General features: G+C 47.0%; 15 protein-coding genes. 4 read left to right on the forward strand and 11 right to left on the reverse strand.

The window, feature by feature from the left end:
- Window positions 1–37: 37 nt before the first annotated feature.
- The 6 genes from NLBNIHML_RS15165 to NLBNIHML_RS15190 all read right to left on the reverse strand — a co-directional run bounded on the left by NLBNIHML_RS15165 (window position 38) and on the right by NLBNIHML_RS15190 (window position 4,890).
- Complete coding sequence (locus NLBNIHML_RS15165) at window positions 38–451, reverse strand: DoxX family protein (protein ID WP_253441511.1); 414 nt, start codon at window positions 449–451, stop codon at window positions 38–40.
- 59 nt (window positions 452–510) lie between these two features.
- Complete coding sequence (locus tag NLBNIHML_RS15170) at window positions 511–1,371, reverse strand: M56 family metallopeptidase (RefSeq protein WP_494352206.1); 861 nt, start codon at window positions 1,369–1,371, stop codon at window positions 511–513.
- Between the two features lies 1 nt (window position 1,372).
- The gene (locus NLBNIHML_RS15175; RefSeq protein ID WP_339238401.1) at window positions 1,373–1,789 is read right to left on the reverse strand and encodes a BlaI/MecI/CopY family transcriptional regulator; all 417 of its coding nucleotides are present in this window, start codon (window positions 1,787–1,789) and stop codon (window positions 1,373–1,375) included.
- A gap of 210 nt (window positions 1,790–1,999) precedes the next feature.
- Window positions 2,000–3,463: a catalase gene (locus NLBNIHML_RS15180; RefSeq protein ID WP_339257773.1), complete on the reverse strand. Its 1,464-nt coding sequence runs from the start codon at window positions 3,461–3,463 to the stop codon at window positions 2,000–2,002.
- 249 nt (window positions 3,464–3,712) lie between these two features.
- Complete coding sequence (locus tag NLBNIHML_RS15185) at window positions 3,713–4,519, reverse strand: winged helix-turn-helix transcriptional regulator (protein ID WP_253441518.1); 807 nt, start codon at window positions 4,517–4,519, stop codon at window positions 3,713–3,715.
- The gene (locus NLBNIHML_RS15190) at window positions 4,495–4,890 is read right to left on the reverse strand and encodes a Fur family transcriptional regulator (RefSeq protein WP_036612807.1); all 396 of its coding nucleotides are present in this window, start codon (window positions 4,888–4,890) and stop codon (window positions 4,495–4,497) included. The genes NLBNIHML_RS15185 and NLBNIHML_RS15190 overlap by 25 nt, the downstream gene beginning before the upstream one ends.
- A 273-nt stretch (window positions 4,891–5,163) precedes the next feature.
- Between NLBNIHML_RS15190 and NLBNIHML_RS15195 the strand changes: the two genes are divergently transcribed.
- The gene (locus NLBNIHML_RS15195) at window positions 5,164–6,282 is read left to right on the forward strand and encodes a GGDEF domain-containing protein (protein WP_342571276.1); all 1,119 of its coding nucleotides are present in this window, start codon (window positions 5,164–5,166) and stop codon (window positions 6,280–6,282) included.
- A 106-nt stretch (window positions 6,283–6,388) separates the two neighbouring features.
- Here NLBNIHML_RS15195 and NLBNIHML_RS15200 read toward each other — a convergent pair whose 3' ends face one another.
- Together NLBNIHML_RS15200 and NLBNIHML_RS15205 are read right to left on the reverse strand one after the other, a co-directional pair.
- On the reverse strand, window positions 6,389–7,327 hold the full coding sequence (locus tag NLBNIHML_RS15200) for an aldo/keto reductase family protein (protein ID WP_339238407.1): 939 nt from the start codon (window positions 7,325–7,327) through the stop codon (window positions 6,389–6,391).
- 176 nt (window positions 7,328–7,503) lie between these two features.
- The gene (locus NLBNIHML_RS15205; protein ID WP_342571278.1) at window positions 7,504–9,141 is read right to left on the reverse strand and encodes a hybrid sensor histidine kinase/response regulator; all 1,638 of its coding nucleotides are present in this window, start codon (window positions 9,139–9,141) and stop codon (window positions 7,504–7,506) included.
- A gap of 481 nt (window positions 9,142–9,622) precedes the next feature.
- On the opposite strand from NLBNIHML_RS15205, the gene NLBNIHML_RS15210 reads away from it, so the two are divergent.
- Together NLBNIHML_RS15210 and nrdG are read left to right on the forward strand one after the other, a co-directional pair.
- Entirely contained in the window at window positions 9,623–11,584 is a 1,962-nt protein-coding gene (locus NLBNIHML_RS15210) for an anaerobic ribonucleoside triphosphate reductase (protein WP_494352207.1), read from the forward strand.
- On the forward strand, window positions 11,581–12,090 hold the full coding sequence (gene nrdG, locus NLBNIHML_RS15215; RefSeq protein ID WP_339257776.1) for an anaerobic ribonucleoside-triphosphate reductase activating protein: 510 nt from the start codon (window positions 11,581–11,583) through the stop codon (window positions 12,088–12,090). Before NLBNIHML_RS15210 ends, nrdG begins: the two co-directional genes overlap by 4 nt.
- Window positions 12,091–12,118: 28 nt before the next feature.
- Here the strand turns inward: nrdG and NLBNIHML_RS15220 are convergent, their stop codons facing one another.
- Window positions 12,119–12,565 carry a DoxX family protein gene (locus NLBNIHML_RS15220; RefSeq protein ID WP_339257777.1) on the reverse strand — a complete coding sequence of 149 codons (447 nt, stop codon included), beginning with the start codon at window positions 12,563–12,565 and terminating at the stop codon, window positions 12,119–12,121.
- 46 nt (window positions 12,566–12,611) lie between these two features.
- Window positions 12,612–13,208, reverse strand: coding sequence for a TetR/AcrR family transcriptional regulator (locus tag NLBNIHML_RS15225; protein WP_494352208.1), 597 nt, complete (start codon window positions 13,206–13,208; stop codon window positions 12,612–12,614).
- A 280-nt stretch (window positions 13,209–13,488) separates the two neighbouring features.
- On the opposite strand from NLBNIHML_RS15225, the gene NLBNIHML_RS15230 reads away from it, so the two are divergent.
- Window positions 13,489–14,328 carry a methyl-accepting chemotaxis protein gene (locus NLBNIHML_RS15230; RefSeq protein WP_494352209.1) on the forward strand — a complete coding sequence of 280 codons (840 nt, stop codon included), beginning with the start codon at window positions 13,489–13,491 and terminating at the stop codon, window positions 14,326–14,328.
- 64 nt (window positions 14,329–14,392) lie between these two features.
- Here NLBNIHML_RS15230 and NLBNIHML_RS15235 read toward each other — a convergent pair whose 3' ends face one another.
- Window positions 14,393–17,215: a glycoside hydrolase family 3 C-terminal domain-containing protein gene (locus tag NLBNIHML_RS15235; RefSeq protein ID WP_494352210.1), complete on the reverse strand. Its 2,823-nt coding sequence runs from the start codon at window positions 17,213–17,215 to the stop codon at window positions 14,393–14,395.
- Window positions 17,216–17,339 lie beyond the last annotated feature (124 nt).

Consider the following 17,339-nt stretch of genomic DNA (forward strand, 5'->3'; position numbering starts at 1 on the left):
CTGCACTTCATTATTTATTTAACAATCGTTAGCCGCGTCAAGCACTCACATTCTGACGAGCGTTACCCTGTCTGGAGAAAAGATAATCCACAGCCAGAAAGCGGCTTCCTGTGAAGAGCAGTGTCAGGGAACCCGCCAACAACAGGTAATCGAACTCGGTACCACTCATGAATGGCTGACCCACTTTGGCTGTAAGCAGAACGCCACCCATAACGATAACAAATAGGGCAGCAAACACACGTGTTCCAAGACCCAGAATCATCGCTGCACCACCTACCAACTCAATGATTGCTACAACGGAGGCAAGAAATCCGGGAATACCAATACTTTCGAAAAATCCTACCGTACCGCTAATTCCACCTTCGAATTTACTCCAACCGTGCAATACAAAGATCAACCCGATCATAATCCTGGAGAAAAGCAGTCCAATCTCTACACTTTTATTATTCATGTTCATCTTCCTTCCTCGTTATATTCGAAATATTTGACCTCACATTTAGCCAAATTAATCTATCCGATGGACCAGACAAACAAGACAGACAGCAATAGGAAAACAGTAACCGACATCAGAACAGCATAACGTGGCAATCTCAGTGTCACATCCTGTTCCGGGTTAAGCAGACGTGAAATTCGGACATTCACCGACGTATCCGCAAATGAGGATTGAACGGTCAGTTCTTTGGCCCCCCAAGGTTCAGGACAAGCACGGAGCAGCTTGAGCAGTGCACTGCCAATGCCTGCCACATTTCCTGTACGCTCAATGGCTTCATTGTCTGCGAGAATTTCTCTAACGATATGGTATTGCTTTGAAGTGTGCTTTAAAACAGGAATATACGGCATCATGATTGCAAATACCGACAGTAACGTCGTCTTCAGAGGATCACGGTGCCACAGATGGTGTACTTCATGATAGACAACCGCTACTTCCTCTTCCGCATCAAGCATGTCCAGTAGCCCAGTGGAAAGTACAATATAGGGCCTCCATAGACCAATGGTAAATGCGACGGGTGAACGCTTGTCCACCACAATGAAACTTGGCTGCCCTAGGTCATGATATGTGGACTCCAACTCACGGGATAACGCCCGAATCTCCATGGAGCGGAGCTTGTGGATTGCTGCCCGTGTTTTCATCATACGTACCGTTAGCAACCAGCCTGTTCCTGCAAAGGTCAACAAGACCAGTGCCAGCAGGAAATGTCCAACGGATAACCAACCCAGTCGACTCATCCAATGATTGCAGAGCCAGAGCAGATTAAACGGGATATCCCAGCCAAAGATTTTGTACATCGCGTACATGAACATCTGCATGAACACGAGTAGCGGAATGCCAAACCCGACGGTAAACAAAAGTTTCGAGCGGGTCTTCCACATCTTAATCGCTATCCTTTTTCCATTGCTTGATCTTCTGTTCCAGGCGTTCAATCAGACCTTCATCTGCTTCGTCCAGTGCATCCAACATATGATTCAATGCCAATGCTCCGAATTCATCCACCAACTCATGCGACAGTTCCTTGGATTGGTCGTTCATAAACTCCTCCTTACTCTGTACCGGTTGGTACAAAGATGTTCTGCCCTTTTGTGACTTTCCGAGAAGTCCCTTGTCCACGAGCCGGTTCATCACTGTCATGACTGTATTAAAATTGACGTCTTTGTCTTGTTCAAGTGCGGTCTGCACTTCACGGATGCTGCTGCCTGGACGAGCCCATAAAATGTCCATGATCTTGGCCTCCAGCGGACCGAAAAATCGGTTGAGCCCACGCTCACCCACTTTAAAATTGTGTATTCTCATGTTCTGACACCCCTCACACTACCCATTGTAGTGCCATCAAATGAGAAGTCAACCTCTATGTCAGCTATTTTATGTAAATGATTTGTAAATTTGTTTTCCATTTCAGTAAAAAAGGCCAAAGACCGGGAAATTCCGCACGTTTCGCGGTTTTCCCGGTCTTCACCGAATATCAGTCCATATGATGTTGTGAGAATATGATTTTACTGCGCTTTATTTTCCATTCTGTGACGGCATATGTGCAGATATATCCACACCAAGTCCATGAGCCAGACGTCCGCCTAGCTGTCCATCCGCACGGAAGAAGTGGCATAACGCACGCATTTGAATATCGACTGACACTCCCTTAAGATCATTGATCAGATTATCCAACAAGTGCTGCTGCTCTACAGGAGTAAATGAACGGAAAAGCTCTCCTGCTTGCGTGTAATCATCCGTTTTCTCAATTTTCTCGCGTGTAACATGCCCTTGTAATGGAACCTGACTGTCCCGGTATGCCGGATCTTCCTGCGGGCTGTTTCCGGAACTGTTCGGTTCATAGTTCACCGGAGATGGGTCCTGATTCACATTCATGAGTCCATCACGCTGATGATTACGAACGGGTGCGTACGGGCAATTCACCGGAATTTGCAAATAGTTCGTTCCAAGCCGGTGCCGCTGTGTATCCGGATAGGAGAATAGGCGCCCTTGCAGCAATTTATCTTCGGAAGGTTCAATTCCAGGGACAAGCGAACTAGGAGAAAAGGCTGCCTGTTCCACTTCAGCGAAGAAGTTTTGCGGATTCCGATTCAGTGTCATGGTCCCTACCGTATGGAATGGCAGTACATCTTCAGGCCATGTTTTGGTTGGGTCGAGTGGATCAAAAGCAAAATCATCCATTTGCTCCGGCTTTAAGAGCTGAACCTGTAACTTCCACTGCGGGTATTGCCCGTTCTTGATATGTTCATGCAGGTCACGGGTAGCATGATTAAAGTCCTGTCCTTGTACCTCGGCAGCTTCCTGACGAGAGAATCCCCGAACCCCTTGTGCAGACTCCCATTTGTATTTCACATAATGGACCTGCCCCTGTGCATTAATCCATTTGAAAGCATGTACGCCGAAACCATCCATCTCCCGATAACTGGCCGGTGTGCCTAGATCTGAGAACAACCAGGTCATCATATGCGTTGATTCAGGTGAGAGGGTCATAAAGTCCCAATATCGGGCGGGGTCCTGAATGTTCGTATCCGGAGCCGGCTTCAGAGAGTGAACCATATCGGGAAACTTCATCGCATCACGAATGAAGAACACAGGCAGATGGTTACCGACGATATCATAGTTGCCTTCCCGGGTGTAGAATTTAACGGCAAATCCACGTGGATCTCGTGCAGTCTCTGGTGATCCTGTACCGTGAATAACGGTCGAAAAACGAACCAGCACATCCGTCTCCGTACCCGGATCTTGCAGGAAATCCGCTGTTGTATAAGCCTTCATACTCTGCTCCAGCGTGAATACACCATGAGCCCCGGCACCTCTTGCATGTACGACTCTTTCAGGAATACGTTCACGGTCAAAGTGGGCAATTTTCTCAATGAGATGATAGTCTTCAAGCAATGTCGGCCCTCTTCTTCCTGCTGTGCGGGAATTCTGGTTATCACCTACAGGTGCTCCCTGATTCGTTGTCATACGTTCTGTCATCCTGTCGTCCTCCTCTAATGGATCTCACGGCTGCTATATATCTACTACTAAAATCATATTCGGCTTCGATATAAATATACATTTAGACTTGATCTAACTGTTAAATTGATTCTAACATGTCCTACGCTGCTCTTGCATGAGGTTCACATGAGATTAAGATGAGGTTCCTCAACACTTCATGAATGAACCATGAACATGTTTTAAAAAAGCATGATCTAAACGATAATCATGGCAATAAAAAAAAGCGGACTAATCCGCCAGGCGGTAGCCCACTCCTCTTACCGTTACGATATATTGCGGCGAAGACGCGTTATCGCCCAATTTTTTGCGCAAGCTTTTGATATGAACATCAACCACATTACTTCCACCTGTAAAGTCTGTTTCCCAGATATCGCTGAGCATCTCCTCACGGGAAATGACTGCACCTTTGGCATCAATCAGCTTGAGTAACAGATCATATTCGGTCTTGGTTAGATGGATCCGGTTATTATCACGCTGCACACTCATCCGTTCACGATCAAGCCACAGATCTTTGAAGCCGACACGCTGTCCTTCCTCAGGCAAAAATCCACGTTTGGGTAGAGCTGGACTGTTGCCAATCATACGCTGCACCCGGTAAAGGGCTTCCTGCGGGCGTGCAGGCCACACCAGCAATTCCTCCTGAAGCATCGGTCCACTCGCGCTGCCGATCATCTTCTCACCGACCAGATAGAGACAAGGGGTTGTATGCTCAGCCTCACGATTCAATCGACTGCTAATGCCGGCAAATGCATCGATCGTTCCGGCAACAGATAGATCATAGATCAACAGATCGAAGACAAGACGCTCATGCAGATCCGGTTCCCATCGATGAAAGACCAGTACATCGAAACAGCTATCCGTTAAGGCCTTTACCAGTTCATGAACTTGCCCTGGCATCGGGCTTATCAGAATAACCCGTCGTGTAACAGGACAATTGTCCACAAGAGGTGCTGCATCGGACAAGGCAGGTTTAACCCTAAGTGGTAAGCGGCGGCCAGGAACTTTTATTTTTACTTGATCCGTTTGTTTCTGCATTCCCCGCAGACACCTCCAAAGACCACATGAGCATGATCGATTGCATATCCGGTTTCTTCAGCTACCTGTTTCATCCATTGTGGAGGAACCTCTGTCATCACCTCGTCCACTTTGCCGCACACTTCACACATGATGTGCTGATGATCGTCCATCCGGGCATCGTAACGGCTTGCTGTCTCTCCGAGTTTAAGCTCTCGTATCAATTCTTTGTCCGTCAGATAACGTAGAGAATTATACACCGTACCATAGGCCAGATTATAACCTTGTTCCACTAGTCGATTCATAACATCAGCAGCTGTCGGGTGATCCTCCGAATGGCGCACCACATCATATACCGCTTGCCGTTGTATCGTCAGATTTAAAGTTCTCACAACCATTTCTCCTTTATATTGATGCATTTTATATGAAATCAGACACTGATCTTCTACTTAGGATGGTTTTCCCAAAAAACTAAGATTACATTTTGATTTAGATTAAGTATAAATCTTATTGTATATCGAAGTCAATATGCACGCCAACATCCTGGCAATGCAAATAAAACACCTTTCCCAGCAATCCCCTCATATATTTGGGATAATATGGTTCGCTACGACACCGCTTTTCAGATAAAATGTAGGGATGTGCGTAAAAAGGGGGAATGTCGGTTGTTTAGCACTTTTTTCATTAATATTTGTGTCATGATTACGTTTATGTATGTATCCGGGATCATTGCAAAGTTCTATAGTATCCGATTGCCTTTTCCCTCGTTACGTGTTCAGTTGATCGGCGGCTTATTATTCGGCATATATGGCACAGTACTCATGAACTATTCCTTCCCTCTGAACGAGAGTACGATTGTAGATCTACGGCATCTGGCGATCGTTACCGCAGCGGTATATCTGGGAGGACTGGCTTCGGTCGTTACGGGACTTGTGCTCTCGATCCTTCGTATTCTGATGTTTGGCTTGTCATCCTCTGCCATAGATGCAGGATTTGTCATGACTCTAATCGGGTTGTCCGGTGTATACTTCGCTTATGCTTCCTGGTCCAGACTGACCAAAATTATTACGATGAATCTGCTCGGCATAACGTTAATCTTTATCATCCTTATGTTGAATACAGACAGCATGAATTCATTAATGAAAGTATATCCGTTACAAATGACCATTTCCTTCATCGGTGGAATATTCATCTATTTCATCGCAGAATTCATCAATAAATCCAATGAAATGTTATTTCTATTGGAGAGAAGAGCATCTACCGATCATCTTACCAACCTTAGCAATCGACGACAGTTCGAAAAGTCACTTCTATCGGAACTTCAACATGCGCGGGATTACCAACAAAAGCTGTCCTTGCTTGCCATGGATATTGACCGATTCAAAAAGGTAAACGATACCTTTGGTCATTCCGCTGGCGATGCCGTTCTGAAGCAACTCGGACAACTTCTTGTTGAACACGCACGTTCTGCGGATATCGTGTCTAGAAACGGTGGTGAAGAATTCGCTATACTCTTGCTCGACTGTGGACAACGGCAGGCAATGGCTACCGCCGAATCTATCCGGCAGGCAGTAGAGAAATATCATTTTGCCCTGCCTGACGGGCACACCACACGTCTAACCATCTCCATTGGCGTAGCCGTGTATCCGGATCATTGTGTGGAGCAAGACGATGACGACTTCTTCGAACAGGCAGACCGTGCACTATACGAAGCCAAAAATACAGGACGTAACCGTGTATGTGTCTTACCTTTAAGGTCCTTGCCTCTTACACTGGAAAGCTGACGGCTCCAATTGAAAAAGGGATGTCCCGCACGCCCAATCAGGCGTACAGAACATCCCTTGCTTTATATCTCACTACATATCATCCCAGCCGAATATCTGACTGGAATCAGGAAAGTATCCCTTCAATTTCCTCAATAATGGTAGCATCCAGCTTCACGCCAGAAGCAGCCGCATTTTCTTTTACCTGCTCGGGACGACTCGCCCCTACAAGTGCACTGGAAACATTGTTCTGGCGCAGAATCCAGGCCAAGGCCAGTTGCCCAACCTTCAGGTCCAGCTTGTCCGCCACTTCAATCAATTGGCGAACTTTTCCGATGCGATCCGCGTTGATCTTGCCTTCGTCCCATCCAAGCTTAGCCGCACGACTGTTCTCGGGGATATCTGATACGGAAGTATATTTCCCGGTCAATAGACCTTGAGCAAGCGGGGAGTATACGACTTGTCCGATACCCTTACGCTCACCTAGCGGAATAATTTCATTTTCAATATAACGATCAAACATATTGTACACGGGCTGGTTCACCACGATATGATCCAAGAGCAAGCGATCTGCTGTACCCAAGGCAGCTTCCATCTGAGCCGCAGTCCACTGACTTACACCAACATACAGCACCTTGCCCTGACGTACCAGATCATCAAGTGCGCGGAGTGTTTCTTCAATTGGTGTCTCGGTATGATAGCGATGGCAGTAATAGATATCCACATATTCAACGCCTAGGCGCTTCAAGCTGGCCTCACATTGTTCCTTAATATGTTTACGAGACAGCCCCTGGTCATTCGGACCATCCCCCATTTTGCCAAATACTTTTGTTGCAAGCACGTAGGAGTCACGAGAATACGCTTTGAGCGTCTGTCCCAGCAGTTCTTCTGCTGCACCCCGTTCGTATACATTGGCTGTATCAAAAAAGTTAATGCCTTCATCGAATGCAGTTTCAATTGATTTCACCGCATTTTCACGTTCCACATACCCTCCGTACGTCAGCCAGCTTCCAAGGCTGATCTCGCTTACTTTCAGTCCGCTTCCACCCAATCTGCGATAATCCATTGATTGCATATCCTCCTCTATTGGTTATAAAGATGAAGTACACATTCTATTGTAACGTAACCAGCTCGGATGAAAAGGGCTTTGGCGCAGAAATTGGATAAATGCAAAGGGAAAAACAAAGAAGCGCACCTGTAGCAGGTGCGCCAACTGAGATAACTTTCCATTCGGCTGCCCGTTTAGGGCAACGTAATACTCAATGCATTCAACAAATCAGCTTGTCTGACCGGTTTCGTCAGAACAGCATCAAAGGTTTCCGCTTCGTGCGGGTCAATGTGCATACCATATGGAACCAGAACAATGACGGGCAGATTCTCCAGCCGCTGTTTCATTTCATGTACGAAATCAACTGCGCCGCCCTCTTGAAGTCCCATATCCACAACGGCTACATCCGGCTTGAAGCCCTCCTTGATCCACTCATGTGCTACACTCGAACCCGAGGTCATATGCACATCCATCTCCCATCTGCGCATCAGGGAAGAAACGCCTTGCAATATATCCGGGTCCTTGGCGAGCAACACCTTTTTCCCTTTTAACCGCTGCTGAATACTTGCAAGTTGAGGTAACTCCCAGTATCTGCGTAAGGGAAGGGCAATATGGAATTCCGTCTCATTCTCTCCCGCACTACTCACCTGAATACGCCCATGCATGAGAATGGCAAGATTTTGGCTTACTGCCAAACCCAGATTGCTTCCGATCAGTTTTTGGATATCCAAATTTTCATCTTGGCCGTTCAAATTACGCAACTTCTTATCGGATACCATCTGACCCGTGTACTTCACCTTGAGCGCAAGTGTACCCATATCCTCTGTCTCTTCGCCGTTCACCATGGCCGTGATCAGAACTGAGCCTTCACGCGTTGAATCGAGAGCATATTGAATGACATGTGCAAGCAGCTGTCCAATCTTGATCTCATCACCAACAAATACTTGCGATACATTCAAATCAAGATTCAATCCCAGATCAATATTCTTGCCCGATGCCATTCCGGCATAGAGATAGACGGTATTTTCAATGGTACCGACCAGATCAAACGGATCATCATGAATAACCGTTTTGCCTGCCTCATTAATATTGAAGCTCATCATATTATTCAGGAGCGAGAGTAGTATGTTGCCACTCGTCTCGATCATATTCACATATTCTGATTGCTCTTCAGACATATCCGGAGTACGCATTAGATCCGTCAACCCCAGAATGCCGTTCAACGGATTGCGAATCTCGTGACTCATCAGTTTGAGCATCTGTGCTTTGGTCATGGCCTCCGATTCGGCTCGTTCTTTCTCTGCCTGGAGCTGCTCTTGCAATCGTTCCGAATCACTCAACTTTCGCTCCTGAACATGCAGCGTGCTCTCCAGATCCACAACATATCCCAGAAAGACAGCCATCGCGTTCAGCGTCTTCATGTCCGTTTCACTGATCACATAACCAGCATTGTCCATTAGACATATCGTTCCAAATGTTTCGCCAGATCTTCGTATGATAGGTACACCCACGAAGAAACGGCTCCCAAGCCCATTCGTAACGTCCATGGAGCTTGTCATTGGGTGTTCACATGTATTCTGAATGGTAAGAACGCTACCTTTGTCTCTTAACACCAGACTGCAATATGATTCGTTAAATGAAAGCTCACTGCCTTTAACAATCAACTCTTCCGTACGGTTAAAGGCCTCCAAAATGACATTCGTCACCCCATCATTCGTGGCAACGAAGATGGTATTGACCTTCAATATCCCGCTTAATACGTCCACGATATGGGCCGCAGCTTCCTTTATGTCTTCATAGAAGCCTCTCGTAATGCCTTCTGCCGTCCCCATGATTCACCCCTCTTGTCTTAGCTGCACTTTCAAATCTGTACATCAGAATGTTTAATCATGTACAAGGGTTCATCAAGAATCCGAATATCTGTCACAATCTATACTTATATGATTAACACCGTAGAAGTAAAAGAGAATCATACTCCCTGCCAATCGCCCCTTTTAGGACAAAAGCAGGTCTTGAACTAATGACGTAACAAGCGTAAATATACTGCAAATTGCCTTTTCAAATGGCTCAAAGTTCATCTTGTCCAACTTCGGATATTTTACATGCAGAATAACTAGAAATTATACGCTTCTACTCAGACTTTGGGAACCTTTATCCGCAGTAATTAAAGGAAAGTCCATTTTGTCCATTAAGTTGTGTGACCATTATCACACCCAAAAAACCACATATAGTTTATAAATGGATAATACAAATCTACATATAGTATTTAACGCAATTTAAATGATCAATACATCATTTTAGGAGGAACCTTACATGAACTTGCTTGAGTATGCCACTCCACCGGCATCCGATCTATTATCCGACTTGGGAAGACGAATTATTGGCGCTGAAGATGCCGATACGCTGAGGGAAAATGCGAATCTGAACGGGGACTCCTTCAGCGGCAAGATGAGCAGGCTCGGTTCGGAGACCGCCAAGTGGCATGCTCTGCGTCATGTGTTGCCGGAAGAGCTTGCTCAAGCTGTGGAGAACGGGGATCTGTATGTACACGATCTGGATCAGTATGCACTTGGCACGACCAACTGCATCTTTATCCCGTTTGACCGTCTTCTTGCTGCGGGTTTCAATACAGGCAACGGATCGGTTCGCACACCTCAGACGATCATGTCTGCAATGGCTCTGGTTGCAATCATCTTCCAATCCCAGCAGAACAGTCAGTATGGTGGCGTATCGGCCAATAAGATTGATTGGGATCTGGCTCCCTATGTGCAGCGATCATTTCGCAAACATTATCGCAAAGGACAACGACTTTTTGGTGAGAATGCCCTGATTGAAGATGAACAACTTCATCTGGACAGTATGGAAGCGAAGATTCAGTGCCCACGCGCATATGACTTCGCCTATGAAGAGACTGAACTGGAGACGGGACAAGCTGCCGAATCGCTGATCCATAACCTGAATACGATGAGCAGTCGGGCTGGTGGACAGATTCCATTCACATCACTGAATTATGGATTATGTACTTCTGCGGAAGGACGGTTGGTATCACGTTCATTGCTCGAAGCAACGATTCGCGGCCTGGGCAACGGGGAAACTCCCGTGTTCCCTCAACATATTTTCCAATGTAAACAAGGGATCAATCAGGCTCATGGCGAGCCAAACTATGATCTGTTCCGCCTTGCGGTCACCTGTTCATCCCGGCGGATGTATCCTAACTTTGTCAATGTGGATGCCTCGTTCAATCTGCCTTTCTATCATCCGGAAGATCCGGATACGATCATTGCAACCATGGGATGCCGCACACGTACTCTGGCTGACCGGTTTGGTCGTAATCGTCAAAGTGGTAAAGGTAATCTGTCTTTTAATACCATCAACCTGGTCAAGCTCGGCATCCGGTTTGGCATCTGCCAGGGCAACAGAGCGGTTGCCGATCGGGCGGGATTCTACACTGCACTGGAATCCGTGATGCAAAATGCTGCGCATGGTCTGTTGCATCGGTACCGTATCCAGACTGTTCAACCTGCTAAGGCGTCAGATTTCATGATGCGGGAGGGTGTATGGGAAGGCGGGGAGCAACTTGCTCCGAATGAACCCGTTGGGGATCTGCTCAAACATGGTACGTTATCCCTGGGTTTTATCGGTCTGGCAGAATGTATGACAGCTCTCTATGGACGCCATCATGGACAGGACCCTCATGTGCATCGTGAAGCGCTGAATATTATTCGCACCATGAGAGAGTTCTGTGATCAGATGAGCGAGCAACATAACTTGAATATCACCCTGTTTGCTACACCTGCTGAAGGGTTATCCGGCAAATTCACGAAGATCGACAGAGCGCGATATGGGCTTATTCCTAGAGTTAATGATCGGGAGTATTATACGAATTCATTCCATATCCCCGTATACCATACTCTTCCAGCTTATCGGAAGATTGAACTGGAGGCCCCATTCCATACGTTATGTAATGCGGGAGCGATCTCGTATGTGGAGCTGGACGGGAACGTTCGAGCCAACACCGCAGCTTTCCTTCGAATCGTGCAATATGCACTGGCGCAGGATATCGGGTATTTTTCCATTAATCATCCGATTGATCGCTGCCCTGCATGCGGTTATGAAGGTGTTATCGGGGATGTATGCCCAGGCTGCGAAGCCCATGACAACCATGTACACTTCCAGCGGTTACGCCGTGTAACCGGCTATCTGACCGGAGATTACAAAGTGCGATTTAATGCTGCGAAGCAAGCCGAAGTAAGGGATCGGGTGAAACACCGATGAATCTATATGGATACATCCCGGAATCGGTGAATGAGGGGACCGGCCTGCGTGCGGTGTTGTTCATCAGCGGTTGCCGCCACGCCTGTCCGGGCTGCTTCAGTCCGGATTCGTGGAGCTTTCGGGCGGGTGAGCCTTTTACAGAGGAGCGGCAGCAGCAGATTCTGCATGAAGTGACGAACCATCCGTTGCTCGATGGCGTGACGTTGTGTGGTGGTGATCCCTTTTTCTCGGCAGCAGAATGTGCGAACTGGATTCAGCAGCTCCGCACTGCACGTCCTGATATGACAGTATGGGCCTATACCGGATTCGCATATGAAGAGCTTGTTACTGACCCTGCGAGAGCGCAGCTTGCCCGACTATGCGACGTTATTATCGATGGGCGATATATTCAAGCTGAGCGTGACGTCTCTCTACCCTTTCGCGGCAGTCGGAATCAACGCTTGATTGATGTGCCTGGTACTATGGCAAGCCACACCGTTGTGCCTTACCAACTGGGTCTGCATTAGTATGTTCTAACCCGATATATTGTTGATATTACCCAAACCACGGCGAAGCGAGTACAACCACTGTAATGAATAACAATTGAAGCAGCAGGCGGGGAAAAACTGACCACACAGGCTTACCGCCTATGGTCAACTTCTCACGGGCCGCATGAACATTAGCCGGGAACATGACAATCAGCATGAGCAACAACCCTGCAGCGGCAATCCATGCAACACCAGGAATAAGCAAACCAACTGCGCCTGCGATCTCCAGAACTCCAGTCCACGTAACCATTTTCTCCTTGTGCACTATTGCACGAGGAACCATTTTGACCAAGTCGGATCTGCGTTTGCCCCAATGTGCAGTTGCGGTCAACAAAAACATAACGACAACTGCACCTTGCAACGCAGGATGCCAATGATTAAACATCGGAACTCCAAGCCAGCCGATTCCCCGTAGTATAACAAAAGTTGTACATAATGCGATAAGTGGTGCCATTTTCTTGTCCCCCTTCATCATATTACTTGGAACATTCGTATCAGTCTTATTGCTTAAGCAAGGTAGACATGAAATTAGCTATATCGGCAGAGTCCAAGTGTGTCCGTCCACTTGTATGCATTGAAGTGCGTACCCGCAATCCCATGGATAACAGTACAAAAAGTTCCCCCATCTGCTCTGCATTAATCGAGCGATTTATCACGCCATGTTTTATTCCCAACTCGATCCACTGCATCGAATAGCTGACCGACCTATCGTGAAATTGCTGAAGTGCTTCGGACACTCGAGGCTCGTCCTCTTTGCCCAGTAAATAGAGTAAGACCTTGTTGGTTATTGAACCCTGCTCCTCCAGACCGACTAAATTCGAAGCAATCATCTGCATCGGACCTTCAAATGTCTTGATATCAGCTTCATCAATGGTAGACAATACGGCGGAGTGCACCGCCTCCAGATGCTCCATAAGAACCCAGATGAAAATTTCGTCCTTAGTCCTCACATAATGAAAAATTGCCCCTTTGGACAATCCTGAGCGCTCCATAATCTCTTTCAAGGTAACTGCATGGCAGGCTTTCTCGCGTAATAGTTCCTTGGTAGCTGACAATAACTGAGCCGTTGTATGTTTCCGTCTGTCTTCATTCTTCAAGTACGTTTCCTCCCTTGATCGTTCCGCTACTCTTTAATCGAATTTTACAAACCGACTATCGGTTTGTAAATAAAAAAATAATATATAATCCCTAATGGGCTCCCGAACGCTTCCCCCATAATGAAAGCATTCGTAGAGATCTGCCTTAAAGAAATAGGATTTATCCATTCTCTCTATTTTCTTCTCTATTGCATGACGATATATTATATAGGTAGTTATTAATTTAGCATTTAAAATTTAACCGTTTACATAAGGTAATCAGGGAGGAATCATCTTTTATATGGATATTGTTCAAGCTTTAATTACATGTATGCCTTTCTTTCGAGATACGATTCGTCAGGATGTAACCCTCTCCGTTATTGATCATGAAAAATTCTTATATTTCTCAGCAGGAGAATCATTAAAGCAACTGAATTATCAACCCGGCGACCCTCTATTAGATGTAAATCGAAATTTTGCTGATCTCAACGGCGGTACAGTCAAACGATTCGATCACTATCCTAAAGATTTGTTTGGTGTTCCTTTTGATGTAGCTTTTATTCCCATTAAAAATGAACAAGGTGAAGTCATCGCCCTGTTTAATCTGCTCTACAGTATGGATGACCAGGACCAGCTGCAACAACTCATGGGTGTTACCGAAAATCTGACCAACCAGTTAATTGACAGTGTACAGCATGTAGCTGCACACTCCGAGGAACTCAGTGCCACAACCGAAGAGATCCGGAACAACTCCAAACAAGCCGTACAGAAATCAGGAAATGTAACTCAGGTTGCCAGTTTCATTCGTGAAATCTCCGAACAGACCAATCTGCTCGGCTTAAATGCGGCCATTGAAGCGGCTCGTGTAGGTGAAGCAGGTGCAGGTTTTGGCGTTGTTGCCAAAGAAATTCGCAAACTGTCTGTGGACACCAAGGAAGCGACGGCCCGTATTGAAGATTCTCTTCTATCCGTTCGACAATCCATTCAGGGCATGGAGAATGAACTGGGTGAGATCACAGCAAGCTCTCAAGAGCAGGCTGAACTCGTAAACAATTTCATGAGCACAATTGAGCAGCTGAACGAAACCAACAAACAATTGAAGCAATTTGTGCAAAAAATGATTACGTTTGACGGAAAATAAAAAGGCGTACAGACGAACAAAAGCCTCCGAATGCATTCGGAGGCTTTTCCATGAGCTATTTACTTTAACGAATCTCGAAGTGGCTGATACGTACACCTGCCGACAGCACAATGTATACATCCTGCGCGCCTGATGCACCTGTGAGTTCTGCCTTCACGGTAGACCACTGCTGGGCTTCACCTTGCACCAGTTCCACACGTCCTGCAAGTGTACCATCCGGTGAGCCGAGTCGCACTTCCAACACAGCGCCAGCTTGTTCTGCGGAGACACGTGCTTCCATTGCTGCTGCCCCACTACCCAGATCGGCATCTTTGAAGGCAATCCATCCTTGCTCTCCAACTACACGGACAGCACTTCCACCCTCTTTGCTCTCATCCAGATCAACACCCAGGTAAGCATCATAATTCTCGGCGCGGGTAGCCACGCCTAGATTACGAGCTGGGATCGTCTCTCCTTCTACCGCGAGGTCTGCAACCAGTTGAACATCGGAGGATGACTTGGCCACCATAATAGAGTAAGTTCCACTTTCCACGACATAGCGATCACGAGTCACATCCCAGATAGCCAGTTCCTGAACAGGCAAGGTAAAGCTGACTTTAGCTGTAGCTCCCGCTTCGATAGGAAGACGACGGAATCCTTTTAACGTTTTGAGTGGACGTTTCACCCGGGATTTGCCTGCACGAACGTACAACTGTACAACCTCGTCACTGGCGATTGAACTGGTATTGGTCACATCGACGGTTACCGTTACGTTGCCCGCTGTATCAACTTGAGCTGGGTTAAGTTCCAAATTGCTGTATTTAAACGTTGCATACGTCAGACCATGTCCAAACGGATATAGTACATTGCCTTCAAAATATTGATACGTCCGACCGGATTGAATGATATCGTAATCCTTGATGTCGGTCAGTTGATCTGCGGATTGTACCCATGTCATGTTCAGACGGCCTGCTGGCGCATAGTCGCCATACAATACGTCAGCCACTGCGTTACCCAGCTCCTGTCCTGCGTGTGAAGTGTACAATACCGCCGGGATGTTCTCCTGAACCCAATTGGACGTGAACGGATAACTACCAACAATGACGACAACCGTGTTCGGGTTCGCGGCATAGACCGCCTCAACCAGACGTTGCTGCGATTCGGCGAGATCCAGACTTGGACGGTCAATCTCTTCTTTCCCGTTTACAAGCGGATTATTACCAACAAAGACAATCGCCGTTTCCGCAGCCTTGGCAGCTGCTACCGCTTCCTCAATTCCGTTCACAACCACATCCTGCTTGAATGTTTCTGTGGCACCGAAAGTCTTCAGTTCTTCTGACACTGCGAATGCATCGTTTCCACCATTAGGTGCAGTCACCGTTTTGCCATTCCATGTAGTCAGACCTATACTACCATCCTGTTGTGGCAACAGGTGGAATACTTCCTTCACGAACCAGCCATACACTTCATCAGCGGAAGCCGTTACGGTCTCTTCATCAGTCGTTAGATATTTGCCGTTACTTTCGGCCTGCAAAGTATAACTTCCGAAGCCCCAGTCGGACACCATGAACGTCTCCGCTTCTCCCGATGCAATAACAGGTGATTTCTCACCATCCGCCAGTCCAATCTTCTTCCCATTGGCTACGGAAGTTAACGTAATGCGATCATTTCCATCCTTGTACGCCACGTTATCGCTGCCTACTTTGCCACGGATTGCTTCAAGCGGGGTTACATTATACGGCATGGTGCCTGCATACCAGTCACGATAGACGGTTCCGCCCAATTGACCAATCACAGCCACTTTACCTGCCTTCGTTTTGTCCAGCGGCAGTGTGCCTTTGTCGTTTTTGAGCAATACCACTTGTTCTCTCGCAGCTCGAAGCGACAGTTCTTTTGCTTTCTCCGTCATCATGGACTCTTCACCAATAGCCGCGTATGGATTACCTTCTTCCGGATCGAACTCGCCCAGACGGAAACGCACACGGAACGTATTAAACAACGCCTTGTCGATGTCATCCATCGTGAGTGTGCCTTGTTCCAACCCTTCACGCAGTGCCTGTTTGGACAGCTCAGCATCATCGGTGATGCTATCAATTCCTGCCTTTACGGACTCTACCGTACCCGGTGTGTGGGAATCATAGTACTGATGATCGTTCTTGATGCCCATTACGTCGCCTGCATCACTGACAATGAAACCATCCATACCCCATTCGCCTTTGACAATCTCGTTTACAAAAGGATGCAACAATGCTGGCGTACCATTAATGGAGTTGTACGCAGTCATCATGGACTGTGCGCCACCTTCTTTGAACGGCTTCTCAAATGCTTTCAGATAATATTCACGCATGTTGCGCGGATCAATGCTAGATGAACCACTTCCACGATCCACTTCGTTATTATTCGCAAGAAAATGCTTCAACGTAGCTACCGCTTTGTAGTACTTTGGATGGTCGCCCTGAATTCCTTTGACCAATGCTGTCGTCAGCTCCGCTGTCAGTTCCGGATCTTCCCCATACGCCTCTTCATTCCGTCCCCAGCGCGGGTCACGTTCCATATCCACAGTAGGTGCCCACAGCGTAAGACCGTTCACTGCCGGATTGCGTTTATAAAACACACGCGCCTCATCTCCGAGAACGGAGCCAATCTCCTTCATCAGATCCGTATCCCATGTGCATGCCAGCCCCACCGGTTGTGGGAAGGATGTTGCTTCGCCAAGCCAGGCCAAGCCATGTGCCGCTTCTGTTCCGTGTTTGTAAGCAGGCACACCCAAGCGATCTACTGCTGGCTGATATTGCAGCATGGATTCAATTTTTTCATCTTCAGTCAAGCGGGATACAAGATCTTTCACGCGGGAATCCAAGTCTAGTGCTGTATCTTGAAACGGATATTTCGTTTGGTTGGTGGTCATAGTGAATCTCCTTTGGTTATCGGTAGTTAGGACGTTTCTCAAAACTCGCTAAATTCAAAATGATAGCGAATACATACATGAATAAAAAACGAGGGTAAATTTGGATAAATTCGTTCTTTCAATG

The sequence above is a fragment of the Paenibacillus sp. JNU01 genome, from assembly GCF_059130585.1.

Excerpts from the sequence above, each read along its gene's own strand:
- NLBNIHML_RS15165 (WP_253441511.1), bottom strand. The coding sequence starts at position 451 with ATGAATAATAAAAGTGTAGAGATTGGACTGCTTTTCTCCAGGATTATG.
- NLBNIHML_RS15170 (WP_494352206.1), bottom strand. The coding sequence starts at position 1,371 with ATGTGGAAGACCCGCTCGAAACTTTTGTTTACCGTCGGGTTTGGCATT.
- NLBNIHML_RS15175 (WP_339238401.1), bottom strand. The coding sequence starts at position 1,789 with ATGAGAATACACAATTTTAAAGTGGGTGAGCGTGGGCTCAACCGATTT.
- NLBNIHML_RS15180 (WP_339257773.1), bottom strand. The coding sequence starts at position 3,463 with ATGACAGAACGTATGACAACGAATCAGGGAGCACCTGTAGGTGATAAC.
- NLBNIHML_RS15185 (WP_253441518.1), bottom strand. The coding sequence starts at position 4,519 with ATGCAGAAACAAACGGATCAAGTAAAAATAAAAGTTCCTGGCCGCCGC.
- NLBNIHML_RS15200 (WP_339238407.1), bottom strand. The coding sequence starts at position 7,327 with ATGGATTATCGCAGATTGGGTGGAAGCGGACTGAAAGTAAGCGAGATC.
- NLBNIHML_RS15205 (WP_342571278.1), bottom strand. The coding sequence starts at position 9,141 with ATGGGGACGGCAGAAGGCATTACGAGAGGCTTCTATGAAGACATAAAG.
- NLBNIHML_RS15210 (WP_494352207.1), top strand. The coding sequence starts at position 9,623 with ATGAACTTGCTTGAGTATGCCACTCCACCGGCATCCGATCTATTATCC.
- nrdG (WP_339257776.1), top strand. The coding sequence starts at position 11,581 with ATGAATCTATATGGATACATCCCGGAATCGGTGAATGAGGGGACCGGC.
- NLBNIHML_RS15220 (WP_339257777.1), bottom strand. The coding sequence starts at position 12,565 with ATGGCACCACTTATCGCATTATGTACAACTTTTGTTATACTACGGGGA.
- NLBNIHML_RS15230 (WP_494352209.1), top strand. The coding sequence starts at position 13,489 with ATGGATATTGTTCAAGCTTTAATTACATGTATGCCTTTCTTTCGAGAT.
- NLBNIHML_RS15235 (WP_494352210.1), bottom strand. The coding sequence starts at position 17,215 with ATGACCACCAACCAAACGAAATATCCGTTTCAAGATACAGCACTAGAC.